We start from the raw sequence: 26,365 nt of genomic DNA, 5'->3' as shown, positions 1-26,365 counted from the left end.
ATGAAAGTACGTTATCGTGTTGTACCAAAACAGAATAAGAAATCATCCTTCTATGTGAACTGTCATAGCCAACATGTGACGATTCAAGCAGCAGACTCTGCATTTTCCACATTGCTTAGTCTACGTGAAAGGTTGTCTGCATGGTATAAGGAAAAAAATATCTCTTTTGATGATATTCCAACAAATACAGATACAGCTTGTTGCTTTGCTTGGAAAGTAGATACTGAAACGGGTGAAGGGTTAGATACCTATTATTATGGCGGTGGCTGTGGTGCTGGTGAATGGATTGAAGCGGCTGAAGCACAACGTGAAGCTGAAGAGGCTAAAAATCAAGAACCTAGAGGCAAGTCTTTTGCGGGTTATGACCAACAACATGAATATGATGATGTAGACGAAGATGATTTTGCCCCATTTGTAGAAGCTATTGAATTAGGCTATTTCAACAATAGTCCAGTTGTTGTGTCTCGTTCTAATCATACGGCTGCCGAATCTAGCAGTAGTGATACTATCGCATCTGTGAGCAGTACACCTAAAGCAAGCAAAGGCTTTGGACCTAAAAAAACTACAAAATCTACGGCTAAAGGAAGTGAAGGGGATGGTAAATATCCTCGTCGTGTACCAAAGGATGCACCTACTGATGAAGGCATGATTTTAGGACCTAAAATTGAAGGGGTCACATCTAAAATCATGGGCACCTTGGATACACCTAGTGTAATTTTTGAAGGTGTCTTTGTTGGTTTAGATAAACGTGATACTAAGACGGGTAAAAGTATCGTTAACGGCAGCATTGTAGATGATACAAATAGCATTAAATTTATCAAGTTTACGAACAGTCCTGAAGAAGGGGATGAATTACTAAAACAACTAAAAGGCTTACAACGGGTTCGCGTACAAGGTAGTGTTAGCTTTGATGATCGTTTTGACAAGGATTATATTCTTTCTATTCGCAGTATTGAAGCAATAGAAACTACTAGTGTGGAACGAACTGAAAATCGTCCGGACTCTCGTGTGGAACTCCACTTACATACCAAGATGAGTGATAAAGATGCTCTTGTATCTGTAAAAGACTTGTTTAAAACAATTAAAAAATGGGGCCATCCTGCGGTGGCTATTACGGACCATGGCGTAGTACAAGCCTTCCCAGAAGCGCAAGCTCTTGGTAAGGAGTTAGGTGTTAAAGTTATCTATGGTGTAGAAGGTTACCTCATCGAAGATGAAACGGTAATAAAAGATGAAGAGCCTGTACTAGATAAAAAGAAAAAGAAAGAAAAAGATAAACGTTACCATATTATTTTATTAGCTAAGAATATGGTTGGTTTGCGTAATTTATATAAAATGATTTCCATTTCTCACCTTGAACATTACAAAGTTCGTCCGCGTTTGCCTCGCTCCGTTATTGAAGAACATCGTGAAGGTATTATCATCGGTTCTGCCTGTGAAGCAGGGGAGCTTATGCAATCCATTGTTCGTGGAGCTACAAAAGAAGAGCTTTTGGAAGTAGCATCCTTCTACGATTATCTTGAGATTCAACCACATACTAACAATACGTTTTTGGTTCGTAAAGGTCTCATGCCCGACGAGCAGGCACTTATTGATATGAATAAGACCGTTATCGAATTAGGAGAAGCCTTAAACAAACCTGTATGTGCTACTTGTGACGTTCACTACCTGACACCAGAAGAAAAAATTTATCGTGAAATCATGTTAACTGCATGTGGTTATCCAGATGCAGACGAACAGCCAGATTTACATTTACGTACTACAGATGAAATGCTTGCGTCCTTCCCTTATTTAAGCGAAGAGAAAGCATACGAAGTAGTCGTTACTAATACACGTGCTATTAATGATAGCATTGAAGATATTAAGCCAGTGCCTGATGGTACATATTCACCTAAGATTGAAGGTGCTGACAAAGCTTTCACAGAAATGTGCTATAGAAATGCGAAGGCTATTTATGGTGATCCATTGCCTCGTGTCGTACAAGAACGTCTCGATTATGAATTGGATTGTATTATTTCCAATGGTTACGGCGTATTGTATTACATCGCTCATAAGCTGGTAAAAAAATCTCTTGATGATGGGTATCTCGTAGGTTCCCGTGGTTCCGTAGGGTCATCCTTTGCCGCTACCATGTCTGAGATTACAGAGGTAAACCCATTACCGCCTCATTATGTATGCCCTAACTGTAAATATTCAGAATTCTTTGAAAAGGGTGAATATGCAGGGGGCTTTGACTTGCCTCGTAAAGACTGTCCTGAATGCGGTCATGCTTTACAAACAAATGGACATGATATTCCATTTGCAATTTTCCTTGGTTTTGAAGGTGACAAGGTTCCAGATATTGACCTTAACTTCTCCGGTGATTACCAAGCAAAAGCTCACAAATATACGGAAGAACTATTTGGTCGTGACAATGTATTTAAAGCCGGTACAATTGGTACTATAGCTGATAAAACTGCTTTTGGTTATGTTAAAAAATACGCCGAAATTCGAGATATACAAGCCCGCAATGGATTCTTTGAACATTTAGCGAAAGGCTTTACAAATGTAAAGAATACTACGGGACAACACCCTGGTGGTATTATGGTATGTCCTCGAGATATGGATGTGCATCATTTTACGCCCATACAACATCCAGCGAATAAAAAGGAAAGTGGCGTATTAACGACACACTTTGATTATCACTCCATCGAAGGTCGTATGACTAAGCTTGATATTCTGGGCCATGATGATCCCACAATTATTCGTATGCTAGAGGATTTGACAGGTATCGATGCTAAGACAATACCATTTGATGATCCAAAGACATTGAGCTTGTTTTCCTCTACAGAGGGGATTGGTTTAACACCTGAACAATTGCAAGGTGACCAGGTAGCCAGCTTAGCCGTACCAGAATGTGGTACGAAGTTTGTACGGGGCATGTTGGAAGACTCTCGTCCGCAAACCTTCTCTGACTTAGTACGTATCTCTGGTTTCTCTCATGGTACGAATGTATGGCTCGATAATGCGCAAGACCTTATTAAAAATGGAACTTGTAAGTTAAACGAAGCTATTTCCACCCGTGACGACGTAATGAACTTCTTGATTCATCGTGGTATGGATAGAAAGCACAGCTTCTTCGTTATGGAAAACGTACGTAAAGGGAAGGGGATTGAAAAACGAAATAAACAAGGTCAAGCTACAACGGAATTTGAAGCAGAAATGCGTGAAAATAATATTCCTGAATGGTTTATTGAGTCTTGTAAAAAGATTTCCTATTTATTCCCAAGGGCCCATGCGGTAGCATATGTAATGATGGCCTTCCGTATTGCATGGTTTAAGGTATACCATCCATTGGCATTCTATGCAGCATATTTCTCCATTCGCGCGAAAGCCTTCGACTTACGAATCATGACAGGAGACCTTAAAACACAATTGACCGAGTTTAACCGTATCAAGGCTCTTGATCGTGCTGCCAGCCCTAAAGACAAGGACCTTATGAGTGCCTTGGAAGTATCTATGGAAATGTATCAACGAGGCTATCGTTTTATTAATGTAGATATTCAACATTCTGAAGCTAGACGCTTTAGCATTAAGGATGGAGCTTTATTGCCACCATTCTTAGCTATTGATTCACTTGGTGAAACAGTGGCTGATGCTATCGTCGAGGAAAGAAATGAACGTCCATTTACATCTCTAAAAGACTTACAACGCCGTTGTAAAGTATCAAATACCATCATTGATCTTATGAAAGACCTCAAATGCTGTGGTGAACTACCTGAAGATGAACAAATGTCACTCTTTGGGGCATAATTTAATACAAAAAAAACTACATACAAAGTAAGCACTATACACCTAAAGAGGAATATAGTGCTTATTTTTATATATTTTGTTACAATACAGTTAATATATATCATTGATACTAGGGAGTTTTGGAATATGATAGAGCGACTTCAAAATCAAGTGGATGAAATAGAACTTTGGGATGTTGAGTTAGAGGATATGCCTAATCTAGAAGCATCAGATATTCCAGGAGTATACTTTAACGAATTCCGAGAATATGTTGATGAAGAGGGGAATATACTGTCCCCATCAGAGGTCGATCGATTACGGTATAAAGGTGACTACGAGGACGATTATTATAGATAGAAATAATTAAAATGTCATATTTATATTATTTTTATATTACAGTGAGTGGGTTAGTTATGAGAGTTCCAATATATGAAGCTTTAGCACACTATAAAAGAAATGAAATGTTACCTTATACAGAGTATTTTGGTTTGGGATTTTTTACGGATATTTCATTGGCTGAATCGACAATAGCTGAGTCTAAAAAATTAGTTGGGTTTTCTGATTTAAATGATAATTCTTTTTCTATAACAACTCACTATTTAAATGATTGTGCTCATATAGGTAATGAAGTTAGTTATGAAATAATAAACAATAAAGTTTATGGTGTTTGGTATGATTATGATATAGATGATTATTATACATGTTCTGGATACATAGGTTTATTTAGCACTTTAGAATATGCAGAGAAAGCATTAAAGTGGTATAAGACCTGGGATATATTTAAAGTATATGGTTTAGATTGTTTAGGAATTGATACAATTACTCTCAATTTAAGGGGCTGGACTGAAGGTTTTATAACAGTATATGATTAAAATTATGCAATAAAAGAGGTATCATCGAATGATGACCCCTCTTTTTGAAAGTTTTGCAGTTTATTTATTTTGGCAGATTTTGTAAATTTTGCAATATTAGTATAAGGATTTATATTTCATCCAGTTTGTTTTGGCCATTTCTTTAAGCTCTGTACCACGGCCATCAAGGATTGCATTTATTAAATATTTGCTAAAGCCTTTAGCTTGTTGATATGCAATTTTAGGAGGCATAGCAAGTTCTTGTTTATCTACGCGAACGTTAACGATGACTGGGCCATTATGGTTAAGGGCTTCCATGATTTTTTCATCAACTTCGCTAGAGTTATGAATGCTCACACCTTTGATACCAGCAGCTTCAGCAAGTTTACCGAAATCTGGATTTACAAAGTCTGTAGCGTAGTCTAGATAGCCGGAAGCCTTCATTTCCATAGCGATAAAGCTAAGTTCTTCGTTATTGAATACAAAGATTTTAATAGGTAAGTTAAGTTGTTTTAATGTTAACATTTCGCCCATCATCATTGTAAAGCCACCATCACCAGAGAGGGAGATGACTTGACGATTTGGACAAGCATTTTGAGCGCCAATAGCATGCATCATAGCATTAGCCATGGAGCCGTGGCTAAAGGATCCTAAAATACGGCGTTTACCATTTGTTTTTAGATGGCGAGCAGTCCAAATAACTGGAGTCCCTACGTCAAAGGTAAAGATCGCGTCTTCTGCTGCTAGTTTATTGAGGCGATTTACGAAGTATTGAGGGTGAATTGCTACACCATCTGGCTCGGCAACGGCATAACTATCTAAATCACCTCTAAATTTAGTGTACGCTTTACGCACTGTGTCGATAAATTCAGTATCACCACGTTGGTCTACAAGAGGTAATAATTCTTTTAACGTATCTTTTACAGTACCAATGATACCTTGTGTAAGAGGTACGCGACGACCTAAAGCACTAGGATCTCTATCTACTTGTATTACTTTCGCATTTTCTGGATAAAATGGACGGTAAGGGAAGTCTGTACCAAGCATTACCAATGTATCACATTGTTCAATAGCACGGTAGCCAGATGTATAGCCTAATAGGCCAGTCATACCTACATCATATGGATTATCCCATTCAACCCATTCTTTACCTCTGAAAGCATGTACAACCGGTGCTTGCAAGCGTTTTGCTAATTCTACCACTTCGTCATGGGCACCTTCACAGCCGGCACCACAGAATAGGGTAATACGTTTGCCTGTTTCTAAATGAGCAGCCATTTCTTCAATATCTTCTCGTTGTGGAACGATATGAGGTAAACGAGGTGGGGTCCATACAGGTAATTCGTCAATTTCCATTTCCATAACGGCAACGTCACCAGGAAGAACGATAACTGCAACATCTTGGTTACCAACAGCAGCGTTCATAGCACGGAATAGAATTTCCGGCATTTGTTTAGGATTGGATACAAGTTCGCAGAAACAAGAACATTCTTTGAATAGATTTTCTGGATGTGTTTCTTGGAAATAGTTCAAACCTACTTCAGATTGAGGAATGTGAGAAGCAATGGCCAATACTGGAACACGATTGCGATGACAGTCGAAGAGACCATTAATCAAGTGTAAGTTGCCAGGACCAGAGCTACCAGCACATACAGTTAGTTTATGAGTTAGGGATGCTTCTGCACCGGCAGCAAAGGCTGCTGTTTCTTCATGTCGTACATGTTCAAAAGCAATTTTACCATTGCGGCGTAAACTATCATTTACAGAGTTTAGACTATCTCCAGTGATACCGTAAATGCGTTCGATGCCCGCATTGGCTAAGACTTCTATAAGTACATCAGAAATTCGTTTTTTTGCCATATTATCACCTATATTTAATAATTACTATCATTAAAATATGGTTATTCAAACCATATATACTATATTAGACTTGTTTAACTTGTAATTATGTGATAAAAGTTACTATTTACTGTATACATAGTTTATATATGTTTATATTAAAAGTAAATATATATTATTATTTATATTATTCTAGTATTTGTGTTCTAAAAATTATATTTTAATCAAATTATTTAATATTCTTTCTCAATACAAAACTATTATTCTTGCATAACATTAATAAAAGTGTTACTATTAATTCATAAACAAAATAGATAAGTCTTTGGGGATAGGTGAAATTCCTTACCGGCGGTAAAGTCCGCGAACCTTTTTGGTATGAATCGGTGCAATTCCGATACCGACAGTAGAGTCTGGATGAGAAAAGACGAGGCACATTTGTTGTGCGCATTTATGATGACCCAAGGACTATGTAATAGTCCTTTTTTTATTGAGGTGATATGGTGGATGACGTAGTATATATGAAGCGCGCCATTGAACTGGCAAAATTAGCCACAGGTCACACCTCACCAAATCCTTTGGTTGGTGCTGTTGTGGTAAAAGATAATACAATAATCGGTGAAGGTTATCACCATAAAGCTGGTACAGCTCATGCTGAGGTGCATGCACTAAATCAAGCAGGTGATAATGCCAAAGGTGCTACTTTATACGTAACATTAGAGCCATGTTCTCATTATGGAAAAACACCACCTTGTGCGCTTCGTATCATTGAGGCTGGCATAGCTAAAGTAATAGTAGGTAGTACAGATCCAAATCCACTAGTTTCTGGAAAGGGAATGGAGTTACTTCGTGAAGCAGGTATTAAGGTTGTTTGCCCCGTATGTAGTGATGAATGTGCTGAACTAAATGAGCATTTCTTTACCTATATACAGACAGGTAAGCCTTTTGTCACTATAAAAAGTGCTATGTCATTAGATGGGAAAATTGCTACATCTACTGGACAATCTCAATGGATTACAAATGAGTCCTCTCGTCGCGATGGACATGTGTTGCGTGCCACGCATGATGCCATGCTCGTTGGAATTGGTACAATTTTGGCAGATAATCCACAGTTAAATTGTCGTTTAACGGATAGTGAATTATCAGATGCGTTATTAGATAAAAGCATACTTGATGAACCGATTACGATTCATCAACCAGATGTAATTATCTTGGATAGTCTTGGTAGAACACCTACTACTAGTCGCGTCTTTGAAATAAATAATCGCAAGATTCATATATTCGTATCTAAAGGTTGTCCTAAGGATCGGATACAAGCATTAGAACAAGTTGGTGCTCAAGTAACCGTAGTAGAATCTATTTCTACTCGTAAAAGCAAGAGCACAGACATTGTGATTGATATTAAGAAATTATCTATCGATGATATTCTTACAAAACTAGGTGAACTAGGTTACACATCTATTCTTGTTGAAGGTGGATCTGCAATTATCAGTTCCTTTGTGGAAACGAAGAACTTTGATAAGGTCGTAACATATATTGGAAATACCATTATTGGTGGTAACGATGCAACACCAGCTGTAGGAGGTCGAGGTTTTGAAAGTTTAAAGGCTTCGCCACAACTAACTTTCACCAAGATTAAAGTATTAGATAATAACATTCGCATTGAAGCGTATCGTCAAGGAAGGAGGGGCGCTTATGTTCACGGGAATCGTTGAAGAAATTGGCCGCGTCGAGAACATTAAAAAGGGCCCTAAATCCTTAACCATAACAATTCGAGGAGAAAAAATTTTTAGCGATTTAAAAGTTGGTGATTCCGTAGCTGTTAATGGGGTGTGCTTGACGGCCACAACGATTGGCAATAGTATATTTACAGCGGATGTGATGCCAGAATCCATTAAGATGACTACGTTTACTAATTTGAAAGTCCATCAACCAGTCAACTTAGAGCGAGCTATGCTTGCTAATGGTAGATTTGGTGGTCACATTGTGGCAGGCCATGTAGATGGTACAGGTCGTATTATTAATCGTGAACAAACCGATAATGCCATTATCTTTACTATCGAAACTCCAAAATCCGTTATGGATTATGTTATCTATAAGGGCTCCATTACCATCGATGGAATTAGCCTCACAATTATGCGACGAACAGAAAGTAGTTTTTCCGTCTCTATCATTCCTCACACTTTGAGTGAAACTATTTTAGGTTTTACTCATATTGGAACAGAGGTCAATTTAGAAACGGATATTGCTGGACGATATATTCGTCATTTTATGAATCTTGGTAGTGAACCTACCGAAGAAAAGCCTAAAAAATCTATGCAATCCCTCTTAGTAGAGAATGGATTTATATAAGTAAGGAGCGTTCCTATGAGCGAACAATTACATTCTATTAATGAAGTCTTACAAGACCTTAAAACTGGTAAACCTGTTATTATCGTTGATGATGAAAGCCGTGAAAACGAAGGTGATCTTATCATTGCTGCAGAGTTTGCGACGCAAGAAAACATTAACTTCATGGTTAAATACGCTCGCGGTATCGTATGTACGCCTATGCGCCGCGAAGCGTTAGAAAAGTTTGGCATTCCTGCAATGGTTACTAAAAATACTGATAACCATGAAACTGCTTTCACTGTTACTGTTGACCATGTAGATACTACAACCGGTGTATCTCCAGCAGAGCGTGCCTATACAATCCAAAAATTATTAGATCCATCTGCAAAACCTCAAGATTTTCGCCGTCCAGGTCATGTGTTCCCACTTGTCTATAAAGAGGGCGGTGTACTGGTACGTCAAGGTCATACTGAGGCATCTATCGACCTTTGCCGTTTAGCAGGTTTACAGGAGGCTGCCGTTATTTGTGAAATTACAAAAGATGATGGTGACATGGCCCGTTTACCTGATTTGATGAAATTTGCTAAGGAGCATGATTTGAAAATTGCTTCTGTAGCAGAACTTATTGAATATCGTAAACAACATGAAGATATGGTTGAGCTTGGTGCTTGTTCTAAGTTGCCTACTAAATTTGGTGATTTTAATATCTTTGTATTTAAAAATGAATTAGATCATAAAGAGCATTTAGCTATCGTAAAGGGTAATGTTCAAGATTGTAGCAATGTGCTTGTCCGTATTCATTCTGAATGTTTAACAGGCGATGTATTTGGTTCTAAGCGCTGTGATTGTGGCGAACAATTAGACAATGCGTTGCGCGCTATTGAAAAAGAAGGCAAAGGCGTTGTTGTATATATGCGACAAGAGGGCCGTGGCATTGGTTTGACCAATAAAATTAAAGCCTATGCATTACAAGAACAGGGCCTTGATACAGTAGAAGCAAATGAACAATTAGGCTTCCCTGCAGATATGCGTGAATATTCCTTAGCGGCTCAAATTATCCGTTTCTTGGGTATTAAAAGCATCCGCTTATTAACTAACAATCCCGAAAAGCGTCATGGCTTAGAACATTGGGGAATCAATGTAACTAGCCGTGTACCACTCATCATTGCTGCAAATAAATTTAATGCAGGCTATTTAAAAACAAAAGAAGAAAAAATGGGTCATATGTTAGAAGACTAATTAACTTTCACCATATAACTCGGTCGTTACATATATATTTCCTTAGATGGAATAGAGGAGGTCAACATAATGATGGTTCAAGAAGGTAACTTATTAGGTACTGGTAAGAAATTTGCTATTATCGGTTCTCGTTTCAACGAGTTCATTACATCTAAATTAATCGGAGGCGCTGAAGATTGTTTACTTCGTCACGATGTTAAACAAGAGGATATTACAGTAATTTGGGTTCCAGGTGCTTATGAGATTCCTTTGATTGCTAAGAAAGCAGCTTTATCTGGTCGTTATGATGCAGTTATTTGTGTAGGTGCTGTTATTCGTGGGGCCACTACTCATTATGATTATGTATGCAACGAAGTGGCTAAAGGTATTGCACATGTATCTTTGGAAACTGGTATTCCTGTTATGTTTGGTGTAGTAACTACTGAAAACATTGAGCAAGCTATTGAACGCGCAGGTACAAAAGCGGGTAATAAAGGTTATGATTGTGCGATGGGTGCAATCGAAATGGTTAACCTTATCGATCAAATCTAAGAATTGTATATATAACACTCAGTATCTTATGGTACTGGGTGTTTTTATATCATCGAAAATATGTTCTTTTAATTTTAAATAAGACTAGACGAACATATATTCTCTATTATTGAAAGTTAAATATTTGACATGATATACTATATAAGCAATATAAAAGTAATACCTTAATAAAATCAGTAGAAATAAGGAATGATAGAATGGATTATATAAAACGTTTTACAACCCGAGAAGGGGTTCGTATGTCTTTAGCTGTAACAACCGATACAGTTGAAACAGCTCGTGTACGTCATGATTTATGGCCTGTAGCAACAGCTGCTTTAGGTCGTGCTATGACGGGAGCTATTTTGTTAGCTGGTGATTTTAAAAACCATGAAAACGTAAGTCTTCGTATCAAAGGTGATGGTCCACTAGGTGTAGTTCATGTAGATGCATACTCTGATAATACGGTTCGAGGCTATGTAGACGAGCCACATGTTGATGTACCTTTAAAGCATGCTGGTAAGCTTGATGTTGGTGCTGCCGTAGGTCATAATGGGGAAGTGCAAGTGACTCGTTTCACGCAGTTAGCGCAAGACTATACTTCTACAAGCCCGATTCAAAGTGGTGAAGTAGCAGAGGATTTGGCATATTATTTATATGCATCTGAACAAGTACCGTCTACGATTAGTTTAGGTGTATTAGTAGATCCAGATTACCATACGGTTGTAGCTGGAGGTTTTATCGTACAAGCCTTACCGGATGCTACAGATGAAGCATTAGCACAAGTAGAAAAGAATATTAATGAACTTGGTCCTATTACAGAATATTTGAAAGCAAACCCAGATGGTAAAGGTCTTATGGAACGCGTTCTCGATGGTTTAACTGTGAATGAAGTATATAATGAACCAATTCATTTCCAATGTCGTTGTGGTCATGATCGCTTTGCCAGTGTGCTAATGACATTACGTGAAGAAGATAAGAATGCTATTTTGGAAGATGACGTAACAGAGCTTGTTTGCCATTATTGTAATGAAAAATATCATTTCACACGTGAAGAGTTACAAGATATGTTCATCCCAAAAGGTCCAATTCAATAAAAACTTTATAATATGTAGAAAAAATACAGGCTACTAGGTTTTTCCTATAGCCTGTTTTTCTATTCTATGAGAAAATAAAAGATAGAGTTATTAATAATAGGAGGTCACAATGAGTGCAATTGGCGTAATTGGTGGTACTGGTGTTTATGATCCGTCCATCTTTGAAAATATTCATGAAGAATCCTTAATGACACCATATGGTGAAATAGATTATGTACAAGGTACATACCACGGAAAAACTGTAATCTTTGTAGCTCGTCACGGTAAAGATCACACAATTCCTCCACACAAAATTAACTATCGTGCAAATATTTGGGGCCTCAAAAAACTAGGCGTTACATTTATTATCTCCACGACAGCAGTAGGTTCTTTAAATGAGAACTTTAAGCCAGGTCATTTTGTGTTGACTGACCAATTCTTAGATTTCACAAAGAACCGCATCACTACGTTTTATGAAGGTGGGGACCGTCCAGTGGCACATCTTGATGTAACAAATCCATACTGCCCTGAATTACGTGATATTCTTCAAAAGGTAGGTACGGAACAAGGCCTTACGATACATAATGGCGGTACCTATGTATGTACTGAAGGCCCTCGTTTTGAGACTCCTGCAGAAATCAAAATGTTCCACATGCTCGGTGGCGATACAGTAGGTATGACAAATGTACCGGAAGTAAATTTAGCGAATGAAGCTGAAATGGCATATGCTACGATCTCTATGATTACCAACTATGCAGCAGGTATTTCTGAATCTGCTTTGACACATGCGGAAGTTGTAGAAATGATGGGCAATATGGCGGCTCAACTAAAATCTCTTATCTTAGGAGCTATTGATGCAATCGATGTGGATGCTCGTTATGATGCTCATAATCGCATGCATGAATATGGTGGTTTTAAACTATAATCAACTCATAATGATACACAATAGTTTATCGAAGGAGAAGTTATGATTAATATTGAATGGCGTAAAGATACGCTGGTACTATTAGATCAAACTAAATTGCCTACTGAAATTACATACGTTCACTGTACAGATTGGCGCCAAGTGGCCGAAGCTATTAAAATGCTTCGCGTTCGTGGCGCACCTGCTATTGGCGTAACTGCTAGTTATGGTCTCATTTTAGCTGCTATGGAAGCAGGACGTTTAGAGGCGCCATTTAGTGAACAACTTACAAGCTTATATGAGTTTAGTGAGATCTTAAAAGAAACTCGCCCTACGGCAATCAACTTAGCTTGGGCTGTAGATCGTGTCATTTCTCTTGTGAAAACTAATGTTGACAGTATGTCCTCAATGAGTGAAGTAGTAGACCTCATTACAAAAGAGGCTATTATCATTCACGAAGAAGATGTGTCTTTGAATAGACGTATGGCCGAAGCAGGTTCTACATTATTTGAAGGTAAAAAGAATATTCGCATCTTAACTCATTGTAATGCGGGTGCACTAGCTACAGGTGGTCTAGGAACAGCACTTGGTGTTGTTCGTAAATTACATGAAAATGGACAACTGGAACGCGTGTATGCTGATGAAACACGTCCATTATTACAAGGTGCTCGACTCACAGCCTTTGAACTTTACGAGGATGGTATTCCTATTACTCTTGAAACAGATAATATGGCAGCCTATGCGATGCAACATGGATTAATTGATGCCGTTATCGTCGGTGCTGACCGCATCACTACAAAAGGGGATGTAGCCAATAAGATTGGTACCTATGGTGTGGCTGTACTAGCTAAATTCCACAATATTCCGTTTTATGTAGCCGCTCCTTATAGTACATTTGATTTTACTTTGGAAAATGGTAGCGATATTCCTATTGAGATGCGTAACGATGATGAAGTAACCGCTTTACACGGTGTTCAAACAGCCCCTAGTGGTATTGATGTACTTAATCCTGCATTTGATGTAACACCTCATGAACTTGTAACAGCGATTATCACCGAAGAGGGAGTATTGACTCCAAATTATGAAGAATCAATCGGTAAGCTACGCCAGATTGTAGAATCTAAATAATCTATTATCTTAATGATTAGCTTATTAAGCATTCAAAATATAAGCAATATATTATCTATATAAGTAAGTATCTACAACGATATTAACAACATTATATAATATCAATAAATCTAAGTAGATTTACTATCAACTATTTATTTTATTGTATCTACTTGTATGAGTAAAAGGAGATATTATGCAATCTTTAATTAGAGACATAAATTTAGCAACAGAAGGTCGCAAAAAAATTGATTGGGTTTCTAACTTTATGCCTACATTAAACACATTAGGTGACCGTTTTGAAGCAGAACAAACTTTCAAAGGCCAAACAATTGTTGTTAGTGTTCACTTGGAAGCAAAAACAGCATACCTTGCGACTGTATTAAAACGCGGTGGTGCAGATGTAATTGTAACGGGCTCCAATCCGTTGTCTACACAAGACGATGTAGCTGCAGGTCTTGTAGATATGGGCATTACTGTATATGCTTGGTACGATTGTACTGATGAAGAATATTTTAACTTCCTCCATAAAGCACTTGATCATAAACCACATATTATCATTGATGATGGTGGTGATTTAGTAAATCTATTGCATACTACACGACAAGATGCAAAAGAACGTTTGTTAGGGGGGAGTGAAGAAACTACAACAGGTGTACATCGTTTATATGCATTAGAGAACGCTAAACAATTAACATTCCCTATGATTGCTGTAAATGACTCTTACTGTAAATATCTTTTCGATAATCGCTATGGTACAGGTCAGTCCGTTTGGGATGGTATCATGCGCACTACGAACTTGACTGTAACAGGTAAGAACGTTGTTGTTGCTGGTTATGGCTGGTGTGGTAAAGGCGTTGCGATGCGCGCAAAAGGCCTTGGTGCACACGTATATGTAACTGAAGTAGATCCAATTAAAGCTATAGAGGCTGTATTTGATGGCTTCAAAGTATTGCCTATGATTGAAGCCGCTAAGGTTGGGGATATCTTCTGTACTGTAACAGGTTGTAAAGATGTTATTGTAAAAGAGCATTACAAAGTGATGAAAGATAAAGCTATCTTATGTAATGCTGGTCACTTTGACTGCGAAGTGAATGTTTCTGATCTTACTGAACTTGCTGTAAGCCACGAAAGGGTTCGCCAAAACATCGAAGGCTATACTATGTCTGATGGTCGTAAACTCTATGTATTGGCTGAAGGCCGTCTAGTAAACCTTGCAGCTGGCGATGGTCACCCTGCAGAAATTATGGACTTGTCATTTGCTATGCAAGCCCTTGCTGCAGAGTATATCTTGAAAAACGGTAAAGAAATGGGTCCAAAAGTATACGTATTGCCTCATGAATTAGATGTGGAAATCGCTAAACTTAAGTTGAACTCCATGGGCTATGACTTAGATTCTTTAACACAAGAACAAATCGATTATCTAACAAAAGTAAACTAATACTGTATTGAAATATAATGGTTTCTGTAATACATTTTGTATCTAAACTATACTAGCTTTCAAATTAAACAAATATAACCGAGCTATCATGGCTCGGTTATACCTATGAGGGAAGACTATGTCTGATTTATTGATTACTCATGTAGACGTCCTCACCGATGAGGGGGTTCTAAAAAATCATGCCATTGCAATTAATAATGGTTATATTACAGCTATTTTAAACGATAGTGAAGCTGAAAAGGTAAAAGTCTCTGCTAAGGAAGTACTAGACGGTAAAGGTCAATTGGCTACGCCAGGTCTTGTAAATACACATACTCATATTGCGATGGGTCTATTTAGAAACTATGCAGATGATCTTGAGCTTATGGAATGGCTTGAAACGGCTATTTGGCCAACAGAAGCAAAATTAAATGACGATTATGTACGGTACGGCACACAACTCGGTATTGCTGAAATGTTGCGCACTGGTACCACTACATTTAGCGACATGTATTTCTTTATGAATACTACTGCTGAGGTGGTAAAAGAAACAGGTATTCGCTCTGTATTGTCACGTGGCTTAGCCGGTGTATCCCCAACAGCAGATCAAGCATTAGTTGAAAATGCTGACTTATTCCGCACTTGGAACGGCTTTGATAATGACCGCATCAAAGTATTGCTTGGACCACATGCACCATATACTTGCCCTGATGATTATATGGAAAAGGTGATTGCCTTATCTCATGAATTAAATTGTGGTATTCATATGCACTTGTCCGAAACAAAAGGAGAAGTGGAGACTGTTATGAAAGCTACTGGTAAGACACCAATTGCGCATATGCATGATTTAGGTTTATTCTGGAATACTACCTTAGCCGCACACTGCGTTCATGTGACAGACGAAGATATGGCTATTATGTCTGAAAATAATGTAGCCGTAGCGCATAATCCACAATCTAATTTAAAATTAGCTAGCGGTATTGCACCAGTACCTGAAATGATTGCCAAAGGTATTACGGTTGGTCTTGGTACAGATGGCTCCGCTTCTAATAATAATGCTGATATGCTTGAAGAAGTACGTCTTGCAGCAACATTACATAAAGCACGTCTTTATGATCCAAAGGCTATTCCTGCTCAAGCCGCATGGAACATGGGCACTGTAGAAGGTGCAAAAGCATTGGGATATACAGATCTTGGTGTATTAGATAAAGGCTATCGTGCAGATATCGTGCTATATGATGTATCTGGTATGCACTGGATGCCTCGTTACAATGATTTAGCAGCTCTTGTATACTCTGCTAATAGCTCCGATGTAAATACTACAATTGTGGGTGGTAAAGTTCTTATGAAAGACAAAGAACTGCTTACAATTGATGAAGAAAAACTACGGGCAGAGATTGATAAAGCTCAGGTATATTTTAGTAATTAGCAGTTAATCTAAACACAAAACCCACTCATGATAATCATAGAGTGGGTTTTGTGTTATATATTATATAGATTTATTTAATTGCTTTCACCAAGAACATGGGTACAGGAATATAAAACTCGTCTTCCTCATTGTAAATACGCGGACCTACAGTTAGATCAATGGTAACAGAACTAGCACCTAATTTAGTAAGTAGTTCTTTATCCCATTGAGGTCGTGTATAAGACGAAATGTCGAGCATATGATAAATGGTATGACACCGTTCTTTTAATTCGTTGCTTACATGTTCATGGGCATGATGAACAGATTGTGGTACATTATGATGATTACGAGCATGTTCCGCATCATAGTTTAAAATCAAACCGCCTGGGCGAATGACGCGAAACCATTCGGCATAGGCTTTGTCAGGATGGGGTAAATTCCACGTTACATTTCTGGCCACAACGATATCAAAGGTATTAGTATCAAATCCTAGATTCTCTGCATCCATCACAGAAAAGGTTGCATCACAATCGAGGGACTCTGCTAGTTGATTTGCCTCATCTATCATATTAGGTGTAATATCAATGCCATGCACTGTATGACCAAGCTGAGATAGTATAATACTAAAAAAGCCGGCTCCACATCCAATATCCAATATTCGTAAAGATCTATCAGAATCAAATATATGACAAGTTAATTCTTCTCTCCATAATTTTAGTTTGGGACTTTCTAATTCTTTTGCACGTAAAGCGCCAAAATCGTGAGATCGATCTGCCCAATAGGCTGTAATAAATTCTTTATCATCCTTCATAGGATGGTTGCGTTCAAAAGTATCATTCATAATTTAGTTCTCCTCATATTCTATAGTATGTATAGTACCATAAAATAATAATGAACTATACAGCAAAAATCACATTAACTCCATAAATACTTACTATTAGATATGATATAATACTCCTATGTTTTTATTTTACTGAAAGGGCAGGGGCTATGATATTACAGACTGGGCAACGTACAGATATTCCTGCTTTTTATGGGCAATGGCTAAGCAATCGTATACGTGAAGGTTTTGTAGATGTTCGTAATCCTTATAATCCCCTACAGGTGACACGGTATCCAATTAATCAAGAAGTGGTAGATGGTATTGCATTCTGTACAAAGAATCCTTTACCGTTTATTCCACTACTAAATGAAATTGTTGATTACAGACAATACTGGCATATGACTATAACGCCTTATGGAACTGATATTGAACCCTATGTGCCAACTTATGCGTCTATTATAGAAGGGTTTAAACATATTTCTAAACAGCTTAATTTTCAATCTATGGTGTGGCGCTATGATCCTATCATTTTAACTAATGAATATACTGTTGATTTTCATTGTGAAAGCTTTTACAAAATGGCTCAAGCCCTTAAAGGTTATACAGATACAGTTGTTGTTAGCTTTTTAGATATATTGGATAAGGTGGCTCAGAATTTTCCAGAAGGATATAGACCAAGTTTAGATGTTCAAACTAAGATCATTAAAGAATTTGTTTCCATAGCTCATTCCAATCATATGAATCTTAAAACCTGTGGAGAAAGGGATATCTTTAAAGAGTTTGGTGCTGATACAGAGGGGTGTTTAACCTTAGATTGTTATGAGAGGGCCTGGAATATAAAATTAAAAGCACCTAAACGCACACCAGCACGATTAGAATGTAATTGTTATTTACATGGTGATATTGGTGCCTATGATAGCTGTAGCCACTTTTGCCGTTATTGTTATGCTAATACTAATCAAGCAGTAGTTCGATATAATCGTTTACATCATGATCCAAATTCTAGTTTACTTATTGGAAGACTTTCAAAAAGAGAAATTATCAAAGAAAGTACGGAAAAGAGCTGGATTGTAAAAGAAACTGTAACACAGGATAGCTTATTTTAGAGAGAATTACGAGGAATTACTAAATTAAATGAATTGACTTATCGTGTAAAATAGATACCAAAGGGGTTGTCAAGCAGGTATCTCAGGAATATAAGAGAGTGTAAATGTATTTTTTGTTTAGTTTAAAAGGAGGTGCATTTATGATAACGTATAAGAAAGATAGTAAAGATAATTTACTATCACCTGACTCGTCTATGCCCGTGTTAGCAATGTGTTATGACTTTGATAAGACATTAACCCCTGACGATATGCAGGCACAAGGTTTTATTCAATCGGTAGGCTATAACGAAGAGCAAATCAAACAATTTTGGCATGAATCAAATCAATTGGCTAAAAAACATGATATGGATAATAACTTAGCCTATATGTACAAAATGATTCAAGAAGCAGTAGGCCATTTCTATGTAACAAAAGATAAGCTCATGGAATACGGCAATCAAGTAGAATTATACGAAGGGGTACGGACTTGGTTTGAACGCATTTGTCAATATGGCTTAGAACAAGGCGTTAAGATTGAACATTATATTATTTCGTCTGGCTTAAAAGAAATGATCGAAGGCACTGAAATGGCAAAAGAGGGGGCTTTCACCAAAATCTATGCCAGTGCATTTATGTTCGATGATAAAGGTGTAGCTGTTTGGCCCGCACAAGCCATTAACTATACGAATAAGACACAATTTTTGTTCCGCATTCAAAAAGGAATTCTCGATATTAATGATACTGGTGTTAATGATTACATTAAGCCTGAAAATCAACGTGTGCCGTTCCGTAACATGATTTATATTGGGGATAGCGATACAGATATTCCTTGTATGAGTCTTGTGAACGCTAATGGAGGTCATTCTATAGGTGTTTATGATCCATTTAAGAAGGATAAAGAAAAGGTATATAAGATGATGCGTCATCATCGTATCCGTTATTATGCACCTGCAGACTATTCTAATGGTTCAAAACTAGATACCTTAGTGAAGCAAATTATTCGTAAAACCGCAGCCTATGAAGTATTAGAAGGCGAATATATTCATTGTAAATACGAAGCCGAGGAGTAATATGGAACAATCTAAATTAACTAGCGAATGGATTCAAACCTTTAACAGATTAGGTTCTGAAGGTAAATTAAAACCTACCGTACCATATCACGATTTATTTAACCGAAAGGAGTTAAAAGGATTTCCGTTACACACATTACCTATGTGGACGGTAAATTTTCCAACAGGTTATATTACGTGTTGTGATCCTCTAGTAACATTGCCAAGCAAACCAGATACATATCTTAGACAGGTAACACCAGGTACGTATTTGTTAGAGACTAAGATAATTGAAATGGAACCAAATGAGTATCGTTATGTAGCTAGTCGAGTTGTTTTTAGTGGCAATGAGCCTGTATACTATGAATTAGCATTAAAAGGGACAGAGGACTTAACCGATTTAGATGATGGAGATACCTATATTGGATTTCCTGTAGATTCGGGTTTAGCTACAATTGTAGATGCACAAACAATTGAAACATATAATAAGTTTTATGAACAATGGCATATAAACTATCCTGAAAAAAATATATACGATGACTATTATAGTGATTTATTCCAATTAAATGCTATGGCCTATCCACAATACCAACGTTCTAAAGGTGATTGGATTAACTTTACAATTCCTGATACAGAATTGACAGTACCGATGATTCAATCTGGATTTGGTGATGGTTTATATCCAGTATACTGGGCATTTGATAAAGATGGTCAAATCTGTCAAATTATTATGGAATACATTGATTGTAGCGAAGCATATGAATAATACACTGGGTGTATAGTTAAGGAACTAATTTTATAAATCAAAATATATAAAAATAAGGCGCTTAGATAACTAAGCGCCTATTAATATGTTCATATTCATCTGAGAAATTAGATACCAAAAACCCAGTTAACTAACACGCGAATAATACTTAAACCAACAACCATTTCAGCAAGAAATCTTAAAGAACTCTCCATGCCATTTCCTAAATGTTTTAAACCGCCAATTTTGGCTTTACTTACAATATCACACCAGCACATAAAATTCCTCCATAAGAGTATGAGTAAATCAGATAATTTATATTACTATTTTACAATCTAATTCTAAAAAATTCAATATAAATTTTATGTAATAATAATACTTTATTGGCATATAGAAAAATTAATTTTTACTGATTATTTTGATTAACTAAAATAAACTAGCTTATAAACTTATAGGCTAGTTTTTGTTTTTAATATGAATAACTTCCGATAACGATATATTATCGGAAGTAATTTGTATAAGAAATTGGGCCTAAATGGCCCAATCCGTTGTGTTATCAAGTTTTTTTCTTATTTTCGCTTATTTACGTTTAAATGTATATGGTTCGTATTCTACATCATTATGACGGTTAGTCCACCAGTTCCAGCCAATTCTTGCTAATTTCCAAGCAATAAATCCTACTATGATCCCTAATACTAGACCTGTTAATACATCTGTTGGATAATGCACAAATAAGTATATTCTAGAGAATGCTACTACTATTGACCCTAACAATGCTAAAATCCCTAAATATCGCTTCTGAGGCGCTATTTGAGTTAAGCCTAGGTAAATAGTCATGGCTGATGCGAATGAACCAAAGCTATGACCTGATGGGAATGAATAGCTTGTAGCTTTTGGTAGTGCAGATTCCAACGGTACCGTTACATTTGGAAAATCAACAAATGGTCTTAATCTAGCTACATTTGGTTTTAAACCTTGGTCGCCAATTATAAAAACAAATCCTAAAGCAATAATAATTGCCACGCCTAAAACACGATATTTTTTTTGTAGCATTAATAATAAAGCTATTATAATCCATAATGCGCCATTACTTGTAATTTTTGAAATAAATGCCATAATTGGTGTTAAAAAACTATATACAAAATGTTCATGTACATAGAAAATTAAAGAGTGATCAAATTGTAAAATTGTGTCCATAAATTCCTCTTCTAGTCTACTTTTTCCTAAATGATAATTATTGAGAATGTCTTATTATGCTTTTTATTTTAATAATTAATCTATACTAATTTATTTACGTATATAATAATTTCTCATTTACAGCCCAAATAATAGCCTAAACTATTTATATTTAATGGTCAATAGTTTAGGCTATATTTCATAAAAGCTATAGTTATGATTTCTTTTTATCTGTTTTCTTAGGTGGCGCTTCAGGTGTTGCAGGCGTTGTAATAATTGTATCTACAGGGTCATATATAGACTCAAAGGAATCAGTTTGAGTAACCCAGTTACCATATGTAATGGTTCTATACGTATTCATTTTTAAGCCTACATGGCCCTCTTGTACCTCTTTTTCTTTTAAAGATGGATCTACCTTAGTTATTGTTTTATTTGGAATCTCACCATAATCGCCTACAGAGATAGATACATTTTTTGGTTTATCTTCAGCTGTACCTATAATGTAAATAGTTAACGTACCATTATTCATAACACTTAAGATATAAATAGAATGTTGGTACGGATTTCTAAACTTAAAGTCTAAATAGCCCCAAGCTACCGTAGCATCTCTACCAGCTTGAATGTATCCAACTGGTTCAAAGTGAGGTGTACGTTCAATAATATTCATGCCAGATAATAAAGCTGTATTGAATATAGTGGAACTTACTTGGCAAATACCACCACCAATACCAGGAACTAATTTGCCATCAATCATAACGGGCGCATCATCATAGCCAGCTTCTGCAGTACGTTCTCCTACAACATCGTTAAAGGAGAATTGTGCGCCGGGCTTAATGAGTGTACCATTTATCTTATCAGAGGCTAATTGGATATTATGTGTTCTGCTTTCATTACTTGGATTATACTCCGTTGTGAAAGATGCTAATACAGTATTTAAAGGTTTTAGATCAGTATCGGTAACTTTTACCGTATTCTGCGTAGTAAATACCATAGAAAGAGAATTTATACTATCGCTAATCTGTAGATCATCTTTTAGCTTTTTCAAGGTAGCATCGATATCAATACGTTTGCCTTTTTTTGACGGATGTATTACTACTTGTCCATTTTCAACAGTAAGATAGGCATCATGACCAGGTGTATCTATTCTTTTTGCTAACTCAGTGAGATATGTTTTACCCTTTACTTCGTCTAACTTATATTGTGGTTTAAAATGATGACCATAAAATAAACCATTAAATCTATGTGACAATACTGTCCACATATCATCCTCATAGCCGTATGCGGAAATAGCTTTTACCATAGCCTCTGTATCGAATTGAATACCTAAATCATGATATGTGGCTTGCTGTTTTTTATTATTTCCCATATCGATAGATATAGTCTGAGGTATCTTATCATTCACCTCTTGTAAACGTGCTTGTAATTCGTTCTTTGGTGTATTTGATAGATCTGTATCATTATAATATACACCATAAGAAATATTTTCTGTTGGAATGTATGAGCAACCACTTGTACCCAAAAGAACAAGTACTGTTCCTACTAATATATATTTCTTCGTCATGTATTCGTAAACGCTCCCGAATAAGTTATTATATTCTCTAATTATAGCATATAAAGATCTAATCTATGGTACAATTATATTGATATTTTATGGGTAAGGGTGAATTATGTCAGAGTCTAAGAAACAACAAAAGCATTTTTATTTGCGCAATAATGATGCGCTTATGAATAGTACAAAGTTGTCTATGAAAGCAAAACAAAGCATATTGTTATCTAAGGCTGAGAATACTGTTGATGCTTACGAATCGGATTGGGACGATTTCGTAGAATGGTGTACTTATCAAAAGGTATCTTATTTTCCAGCTACACCAGAAACAATAGTAAATTATATTAACGATCTAGCAGATTATGCAAAGGCAAATACAATTTCACGGCGTATTAGTGCTATATCTGAAAATTTTAATGCTTCTGGCCAAAGAGATAATCCATGTATGGCTCCTATCGTTAAACAGGCCTTACGTGGTATTAGACGATTAAAAGGAACATTCCAACAAGGGAAAACCCCAGTTTTGTTAGAAGATATTGAAGATATTATAGACTGTATGACTAAGCTAGATGTGCCGGAACTTCAATTATTGCGCGATAAAGCTATTCTTTTGATTGGCTTTATGGGTGCTTTCCGGCGCAGTGAGATTGCAGCTATTACAGTAGAAAATCTTCAATTTTCACCACAAGGTGTTGAAATCTTTGTAGCATCCTCTAAGGCCGATCAAGAAGGTCAAGGTGCAGTGGTAGCTATCCCACATTTATCTGGTTCTCCGTTAGATGCAGTACGAGCCTTACAACAATGGTTACGTGCTTCTGGTATTACTGAGGGACCTGTATTTAGAGGGTTTACAAAAAATATGTCTTTACGTAAAACAGCTATATCCGATAAGATGATTGCAGAAATCGTAAAAAAATATATTTCTCTTATTGGTCTAGATCCGACTATGTATGGCGCTCATAGTTTACGTCATGGCTTTGCAACGACTGCAGCAGCTTATGGTGTTGAGGAGCGTAATATTATGCGACAAACACGTCATCATAGTGTAAATATGGTTCGTCGTTATATCAATGAAGCAAATAAGTTTGTAGATAATCCTATCTCTACAATTTTTGAAAAGCGATTTAGATAACAATCATAAATCAGTTGATTTAGACAATAACTATAAATCGTTTAATAACATACATTAGATAACAAAAAGCAGCTATCTCTGTTAGAGTAGCTGCTTTTTTGCGTGGGATTAACCCATATATATTTAGTTTTGAGCCATATAGTCCAAAGCTCTAACTGGACTATTAGATTTATTTGCTGGTACTTTCAAAACGGTACCAGGTACAAGCGCTCCGGAATCACTAATATTGTTAAGTTCCTTCATAGCATATACCATTTCACGAACATCCATATCTTTATGAGCTGTACGTGCTGCAATATCCCACATTGTATCGCCTGCTTGAACCTTTACTTCACGTACATTATTATGTGTATTTACCTCTGTTACAGAATTTGACATATTATAACCCAATAATACTGTTAAACACATTCCTAACATCATCAATATATTTTTCATCTCATACCTCACATTTACATCGAACATAATATCTGAGAACATTTGTTTGTTTACATGTTTATAATAGCACACGAACGAATGTTCGGTCAAGTGTTTAAGAACAAATGTTTGCAAAAACTTTCAAAATTTCCTATAATAGGTATATAAGTTAAGTAAATATCTTATATTTTTATTATATAGTACGTTATGTGGTAATTTTTACGCATAGATATATTTACATTTTTTGACATTAGATTGACTTTGGAGGTTTATCGTGAGACGCCCTGCTACAGATATTAATACAAAACAGCGCCGTATATTAGACTTTATAAAAGATTCATTACATAATGAATATCGTTGTCCTACAGTTCGTGAAATCTGTACACATGTAGGGCTAAGTTCCACTTCTACTGTTCAATCTCATTTGAATGCGCTAGAAAAATTTGGCTATATTAAACGTGATCCAAATAAAAATCGTGCTATTACCGTTTTAGAAGATACTAAACCTTCTATCTCAGTAACTGGTAATGAAACGTCTAGCTCTGATAACTTTGAGTTTTTAGGGGCTGGACTTAAACAAGTACCTCTTATCGGCACTGTACAAGCAGGTATGCCTATTACTGCAGTAGAAAACCTAGAGTCCACGCTTACATTGCCAGTTCAATTGACTGGCTATTCTGACTGTTTTTTATTACGTGTTCAAGGCGAATCTATGATGAATATCGGTATGTATGAAGGTGATATGCTCATCGTACGCCATCAAAATACAGCAAATAATGGCGATGTAGTTGTAGCACGCATTGATGATGAGGCTACCGTAAAACGTTTTTATAAAGAAAATGGTCATATTCGTTTACAACCTGAAAATGATGATTTTGCTCCAATCATTGTAGATGATTGTCATATTGAGGGTCTCGTAATCGGTCTTGTACGAGATAGAATATAAACAAAAAAACGGCAACATATTGTTGCCGTTTTTTTGTTGCATGTATAAAGTTTATTTTTAATGTAAACTATTTTCTCTCCGTAGAGTAGCAAAAATAGCACCTGATATATTATGCCATACACTAAAAATAGCCCCTACCAGCGTTGCTAATGGATTTAATGCAAAATTTGTTGCTGCCAATGTTACGGCTAAACCACTATTTTGCATTCCTACCTCTATTGCTAGCGCTGTAGTTTTATCATATCTTAATTTAAGCAGTGCTCCTACACCTAATCCTAATAGTAGACCTAGTATATTATGTATACCAACAACAATAAGTGTTTCAAGCCCAGAAATCAATAGTTTCTCTTTGTTAATAGCAATAATGGCTGCTATTAACAGTATAATAGCTATCATTGAGAAGATAGGACTAATACTAGTTAAAGTATTAATATGTGATTTACATACATATTGGATTACTGCACCCAATAAGATTGGCACAATAATAACTTTTACCATAGTAATCATCATAGGTAGTACTTGAACATCTACCCATGCGCCACCGATATATAGGATTAATAATGGTGTAACTATGGGAGCTATTAATGTTGAAGTAATTGTCATTCCTACAGATAAAGGGACATCACCATTGGCAATATAGGTTATAACATTACTGGCTGTTCCACCAGGACAACAACCTACTAATATAACACCAATAACAATATCCGGTGATAAGGTAAATATATGGCAAATTCCCCAAGCTAATAGAGGCATTATTGTATATTGTGCAAGTACACCAATACAAATATCTTTTGGATGCCTAAGGATACTACATAAGCTTTCAAACTTAATAGTAAGCCCCATGCCAAACATGGCTATACCAAGTAAGAATGGTGTATAAGCGATTGCCCAAGTAAAGTATTCTGGTACTATATAGGCAATACATGAAAAGCCTAGGATTATAAAAATTAAGTATTTGGAAAGGACGTTGTTGAGTGTAAGTAAATGATTCATAAC

General features: G+C 36.5%; 24 protein-coding genes and 1 riboswitch. Of the genes, 17 read left to right on the top strand and 7 right to left on the bottom strand.

Going from position 1 to position 26,365, the window contains the following annotated elements; genetic code table 11:
• From AAA071_RS01825 to AAA071_RS01815, 3 genes are all read left to right on the top strand, one after another.
• The gene (locus tag AAA071_RS01825; RefSeq protein WP_302131687.1) at positions 1-3,792 is read left to right on the top strand and encodes a PolC-type DNA polymerase III; all 3,792 of its coding nucleotides are present in this window, start codon (positions 1-3) and stop codon (positions 3,790-3,792) included.
• Between the two features lie 126 nt (positions 3,793-3,918).
• A complete protein-coding gene (locus AAA071_RS01820) occupies positions 3,919-4,128 on the top strand; it encodes a hypothetical protein (protein WP_021148165.1) in 210 nt (69 codons plus the stop codon).
• Positions 4,129-4,184: 56 nt separating this feature from the next.
• Positions 4,185-4,643, top strand: a complete 459-nt coding sequence (locus tag AAA071_RS01815; RefSeq protein WP_118091420.1) for a hypothetical protein — start codon at positions 4,185-4,187, stop codon at positions 4,641-4,643.
• A gap of 96 nt (positions 4,644-4,739) precedes the next feature.
• On the opposite strand, the gene poxB is transcribed toward AAA071_RS01815, so the two are convergent.
• Complete coding sequence (gene poxB, locus AAA071_RS01810) at positions 4,740-6,482, bottom strand: ubiquinone-dependent pyruvate dehydrogenase (protein ID WP_004697269.1); 1,743 nt, start codon at positions 6,480-6,482, stop codon at positions 4,740-4,742.
• Between the two features lie 293 nt (positions 6,483-6,775).
• Positions 6,776-6,891: riboswitch (FMN riboswitch) on the top strand.
• Positions 6,892-6,958: 67 nt separating this feature from the next.
• On the opposite strand from poxB, the gene ribD reads away from it, so the two are divergent.
• From ribD to AAA071_RS01765, 9 genes are all read left to right on the top strand, one after another.
• On the top strand, positions 6,959-8,173 hold the full coding sequence (ribD, locus tag AAA071_RS01805) for a bifunctional diaminohydroxyphosphoribosylaminopyrimidine deaminase/5-amino-6-(5-phosphoribosylamino)uracil reductase RibD (protein ID WP_195213210.1): 1,215 nt from the start codon (positions 6,959-6,961) through the stop codon (positions 8,171-8,173).
• Positions 8,154-8,810: a riboflavin synthase gene (locus tag AAA071_RS01800; RefSeq protein ID WP_004696980.1), complete on the top strand. Its 657-nt coding sequence runs from the start codon at positions 8,154-8,156 to the stop codon at positions 8,808-8,810. The genes ribD and AAA071_RS01800 overlap by 20 nt, the downstream gene beginning before the upstream one ends.
• A 15-nt stretch (positions 8,811-8,825) precedes the next feature.
• Positions 8,826-10,028, top strand: a complete 1,203-nt coding sequence (locus AAA071_RS01795) for a bifunctional 3,4-dihydroxy-2-butanone-4-phosphate synthase/GTP cyclohydrolase II (protein WP_195213211.1) — start codon at positions 8,826-8,828, stop codon at positions 10,026-10,028.
• A 69-nt stretch (positions 10,029-10,097) separates the two neighbouring features.
• Positions 10,098-10,559 carry a 6,7-dimethyl-8-ribityllumazine synthase gene (ribH, locus tag AAA071_RS01790; RefSeq protein WP_004697404.1) on the top strand — a complete coding sequence of 154 codons (462 nt, stop codon included), beginning with the start codon at positions 10,098-10,100 and terminating at the stop codon, positions 10,557-10,559.
• Between the two features lie 197 nt (positions 10,560-10,756).
• Positions 10,757-11,635 carry an Hsp33 family molecular chaperone HslO gene (gene hslO, locus AAA071_RS01785; protein ID WP_195213212.1) on the top strand — a complete coding sequence of 293 codons (879 nt, stop codon included), beginning with the start codon at positions 10,757-10,759 and terminating at the stop codon, positions 11,633-11,635.
• Between the two features lie 109 nt (positions 11,636-11,744).
• Positions 11,745-12,539 (top strand): S-methyl-5'-thioadenosine phosphorylase, encoded by a 795-nt coding sequence (mtnP, locus tag AAA071_RS01780; RefSeq protein ID WP_195213213.1) that lies wholly within the window; start codon positions 11,745-11,747, stop codon positions 12,537-12,539.
• 42 nt (positions 12,540-12,581) lie between these two features.
• On the top strand, positions 12,582-13,646 hold the full coding sequence (gene mtnA, locus AAA071_RS01775) for an S-methyl-5-thioribose-1-phosphate isomerase (RefSeq protein ID WP_195213214.1): 1,065 nt from the start codon (positions 12,582-12,584) through the stop codon (positions 13,644-13,646).
• A gap of 175 nt (positions 13,647-13,821) precedes the next feature.
• Positions 13,822-15,066: an adenosylhomocysteinase gene (locus AAA071_RS01770; RefSeq protein ID WP_316581654.1), complete on the top strand. Its 1,245-nt coding sequence runs from the start codon at positions 13,822-13,824 to the stop codon at positions 15,064-15,066.
• Between the two features lie 118 nt (positions 15,067-15,184).
• Entirely contained in the window at positions 15,185-16,474 is a 1,290-nt protein-coding gene (locus tag AAA071_RS01765) for an amidohydrolase (protein WP_004697167.1), read from the top strand.
• Between the two features lie 70 nt (positions 16,475-16,544).
• Here the strand turns inward: AAA071_RS01765 and AAA071_RS01760 are convergent, their stop codons facing one another.
• Entirely contained in the window at positions 16,545-17,294 is a 750-nt protein-coding gene (locus AAA071_RS01760) for a class I SAM-dependent methyltransferase (protein ID WP_004697068.1), read from the bottom strand.
• 149 nt (positions 17,295-17,443) lie between these two features.
• On the opposite strand from AAA071_RS01760, the gene AAA071_RS01755 reads away from it, so the two are divergent.
• The 3 genes from AAA071_RS01755 (at position 17,444) to AAA071_RS01745 (ending at position 20,176) form a co-directional block, all read left to right on the top strand.
• The gene (locus AAA071_RS01755) at positions 17,444-18,382 is read left to right on the top strand and encodes a DUF1848 domain-containing protein (RefSeq protein ID WP_195213215.1); all 939 of its coding nucleotides are present in this window, start codon (positions 17,444-17,446) and stop codon (positions 18,380-18,382) included.
• Positions 18,383-18,522: 140 nt separating this feature from the next.
• Entirely contained in the window at positions 18,523-19,431 is a 909-nt protein-coding gene (locus AAA071_RS01750; protein WP_004697132.1) for an HAD family hydrolase, read from the top strand.
• Between the two features lies 1 nt (position 19,432).
• Positions 19,433-20,176, top strand: coding sequence for a DUF4241 domain-containing protein (locus tag AAA071_RS01745; RefSeq protein WP_004697361.1), 744 nt, complete (start codon positions 19,433-19,435; stop codon positions 20,174-20,176).
• A gap of 107 nt (positions 20,177-20,283) precedes the next feature.
• Here AAA071_RS01745 and AAA071_RS01740 read toward each other — a convergent pair whose 3' ends face one another.
• From AAA071_RS01740 to AAA071_RS01730, 3 genes are all read right to left on the bottom strand, one after another.
• A complete protein-coding gene (locus AAA071_RS01740; protein WP_004695850.1) occupies positions 20,284-20,433 on the bottom strand; it encodes a hypothetical protein in 150 nt (49 codons plus the stop codon).
• Between the two features lie 301 nt (positions 20,434-20,734).
• Positions 20,735-21,352 (bottom strand): phosphatase PAP2 family protein, encoded by a 618-nt coding sequence (locus AAA071_RS01735; protein ID WP_316584085.1) that lies wholly within the window; start codon positions 21,350-21,352, stop codon positions 20,735-20,737.
• Positions 21,353-21,545: 193 nt separating this feature from the next.
• Positions 21,546-22,892: a VanW family protein gene (locus AAA071_RS01730; RefSeq protein ID WP_316584084.1), complete on the bottom strand. Its 1,347-nt coding sequence runs from the start codon at positions 22,890-22,892 to the stop codon at positions 21,546-21,548.
• A gap of 106 nt (positions 22,893-22,998) precedes the next feature.
• Between AAA071_RS01730 and AAA071_RS01725 the strand changes: the two genes are divergently transcribed.
• Positions 22,999-24,009, top strand: a complete 1,011-nt coding sequence (locus tag AAA071_RS01725) for a site-specific integrase (RefSeq protein ID WP_287517686.1) — start codon at positions 22,999-23,001, stop codon at positions 24,007-24,009.
• A gap of 123 nt (positions 24,010-24,132) precedes the next feature.
• Here AAA071_RS01725 and AAA071_RS01720 read toward each other — a convergent pair whose 3' ends face one another.
• Positions 24,133-24,444, bottom strand: a complete 312-nt coding sequence (locus AAA071_RS01720; RefSeq protein ID WP_287517688.1) for a LysM peptidoglycan-binding domain-containing protein — start codon at positions 24,442-24,444, stop codon at positions 24,133-24,135.
• A gap of 253 nt (positions 24,445-24,697) precedes the next feature.
• On the opposite strand from AAA071_RS01720, the gene lexA reads away from it, so the two are divergent.
• Positions 24,698-25,369, top strand: coding sequence for a transcriptional repressor LexA (gene lexA, locus AAA071_RS01715; protein ID WP_349234011.1), 672 nt, complete (start codon positions 24,698-24,700; stop codon positions 25,367-25,369).
• 57 nt (positions 25,370-25,426) lie between these two features.
• On the opposite strand, the gene AAA071_RS01710 is transcribed toward lexA, so the two are convergent.
• Positions 25,427-26,362 carry a bile acid:sodium symporter family protein gene (locus AAA071_RS01710; RefSeq protein ID WP_287517694.1) on the bottom strand — a complete coding sequence of 312 codons (936 nt, stop codon included), beginning with the start codon at positions 26,360-26,362 and terminating at the stop codon, positions 25,427-25,429.
• Positions 26,363-26,365 lie beyond the last annotated feature (3 nt).

The sequence above is a fragment of the Veillonella parvula genome, assembly GCF_040097785.1.
In the GTDB taxonomy this organism is placed as follows: Bacteria; Bacillota; Negativicutes; order Veillonellales; family Veillonellaceae; genus Veillonella; species Veillonella parvula_D.
Note: the sequence above shows the minus strand (reverse complement) of the source record. Positions and strands in the feature narration are given on the sequence as shown.

Coding starts and splice junctions, on each gene's coding strand:
- AAA071_RS01825 (WP_302131687.1), top strand. CDS start 1: ATGAAAGTACGTTATCGTGTTGTACCAAAACAGAATAAGAAATCATCC.
- AAA071_RS01820 (WP_021148165.1), top strand. CDS start 3,919: ATGATAGAGCGACTTCAAAATCAAGTGGATGAAATAGAACTTTGGGAT.
- AAA071_RS01815 (WP_118091420.1), top strand. CDS start 4,185: ATGAGAGTTCCAATATATGAAGCTTTAGCACACTATAAAAGAAATGAA.
- poxB (WP_004697269.1), bottom strand. CDS start 6,482: ATGGCAAAAAAACGAATTTCTGATGTACTTATAGAAGTCTTAGCCAAT.
- ribD (WP_195213210.1), top strand. CDS start 6,959: ATGGTGGATGACGTAGTATATATGAAGCGCGCCATTGAACTGGCAAAA.
- AAA071_RS01800 (WP_004696980.1), top strand. CDS start 8,154: ATGTTCACGGGAATCGTTGAAGAAATTGGCCGCGTCGAGAACATTAAA.
- AAA071_RS01795 (WP_195213211.1), top strand. CDS start 8,826: ATGAGCGAACAATTACATTCTATTAATGAAGTCTTACAAGACCTTAAA.
- ribH (WP_004697404.1), top strand. CDS start 10,098: ATGATGGTTCAAGAAGGTAACTTATTAGGTACTGGTAAGAAATTTGCT.
- hslO (WP_195213212.1), top strand. CDS start 10,757: ATGGATTATATAAAACGTTTTACAACCCGAGAAGGGGTTCGTATGTCT.
- mtnP (WP_195213213.1), top strand. CDS start 11,745: ATGAGTGCAATTGGCGTAATTGGTGGTACTGGTGTTTATGATCCGTCC.
- mtnA (WP_195213214.1), top strand. CDS start 12,582: ATGATTAATATTGAATGGCGTAAAGATACGCTGGTACTATTAGATCAA.
- AAA071_RS01770 (WP_316581654.1), top strand. CDS start 13,822: ATGCAATCTTTAATTAGAGACATAAATTTAGCAACAGAAGGTCGCAAA.
- AAA071_RS01765 (WP_004697167.1), top strand. CDS start 15,185: ATGTCTGATTTATTGATTACTCATGTAGACGTCCTCACCGATGAGGGG.
- AAA071_RS01760 (WP_004697068.1), bottom strand. CDS start 17,294: ATGAATGATACTTTTGAACGCAACCATCCTATGAAGGATGATAAAGAA.
- AAA071_RS01755 (WP_195213215.1), top strand. CDS start 17,444: ATGATATTACAGACTGGGCAACGTACAGATATTCCTGCTTTTTATGGG.
- AAA071_RS01750 (WP_004697132.1), top strand. CDS start 18,523: ATGATAACGTATAAGAAAGATAGTAAAGATAATTTACTATCACCTGAC.
- AAA071_RS01745 (WP_004697361.1), top strand. CDS start 19,433: ATGGAACAATCTAAATTAACTAGCGAATGGATTCAAACCTTTAACAGA.
- AAA071_RS01740 (WP_004695850.1), bottom strand. CDS start 20,433: ATGTGCTGGTGTGATATTGTAAGTAAAGCCAAAATTGGCGGTTTAAAA.
- AAA071_RS01735 (WP_316584085.1), bottom strand. CDS start 21,352: ATGGACACAATTTTACAATTTGATCACTCTTTAATTTTCTATGTACAT.
- AAA071_RS01730 (WP_316584084.1), bottom strand. CDS start 22,892: ATGACGAAGAAATATATATTAGTAGGAACAGTACTTGTTCTTTTGGGT.
- AAA071_RS01725 (WP_287517686.1), top strand. CDS start 22,999: ATGTCAGAGTCTAAGAAACAACAAAAGCATTTTTATTTGCGCAATAAT.
- AAA071_RS01720 (WP_287517688.1), bottom strand. CDS start 24,444: ATGAAAAATATATTGATGATGTTAGGAATGTGTTTAACAGTATTATTG.
- AAA071_RS01710 (WP_287517694.1), bottom strand. CDS start 26,362: ATGAATCATTTACTTACACTCAACAACGTCCTTTCCAAATACTTAATT.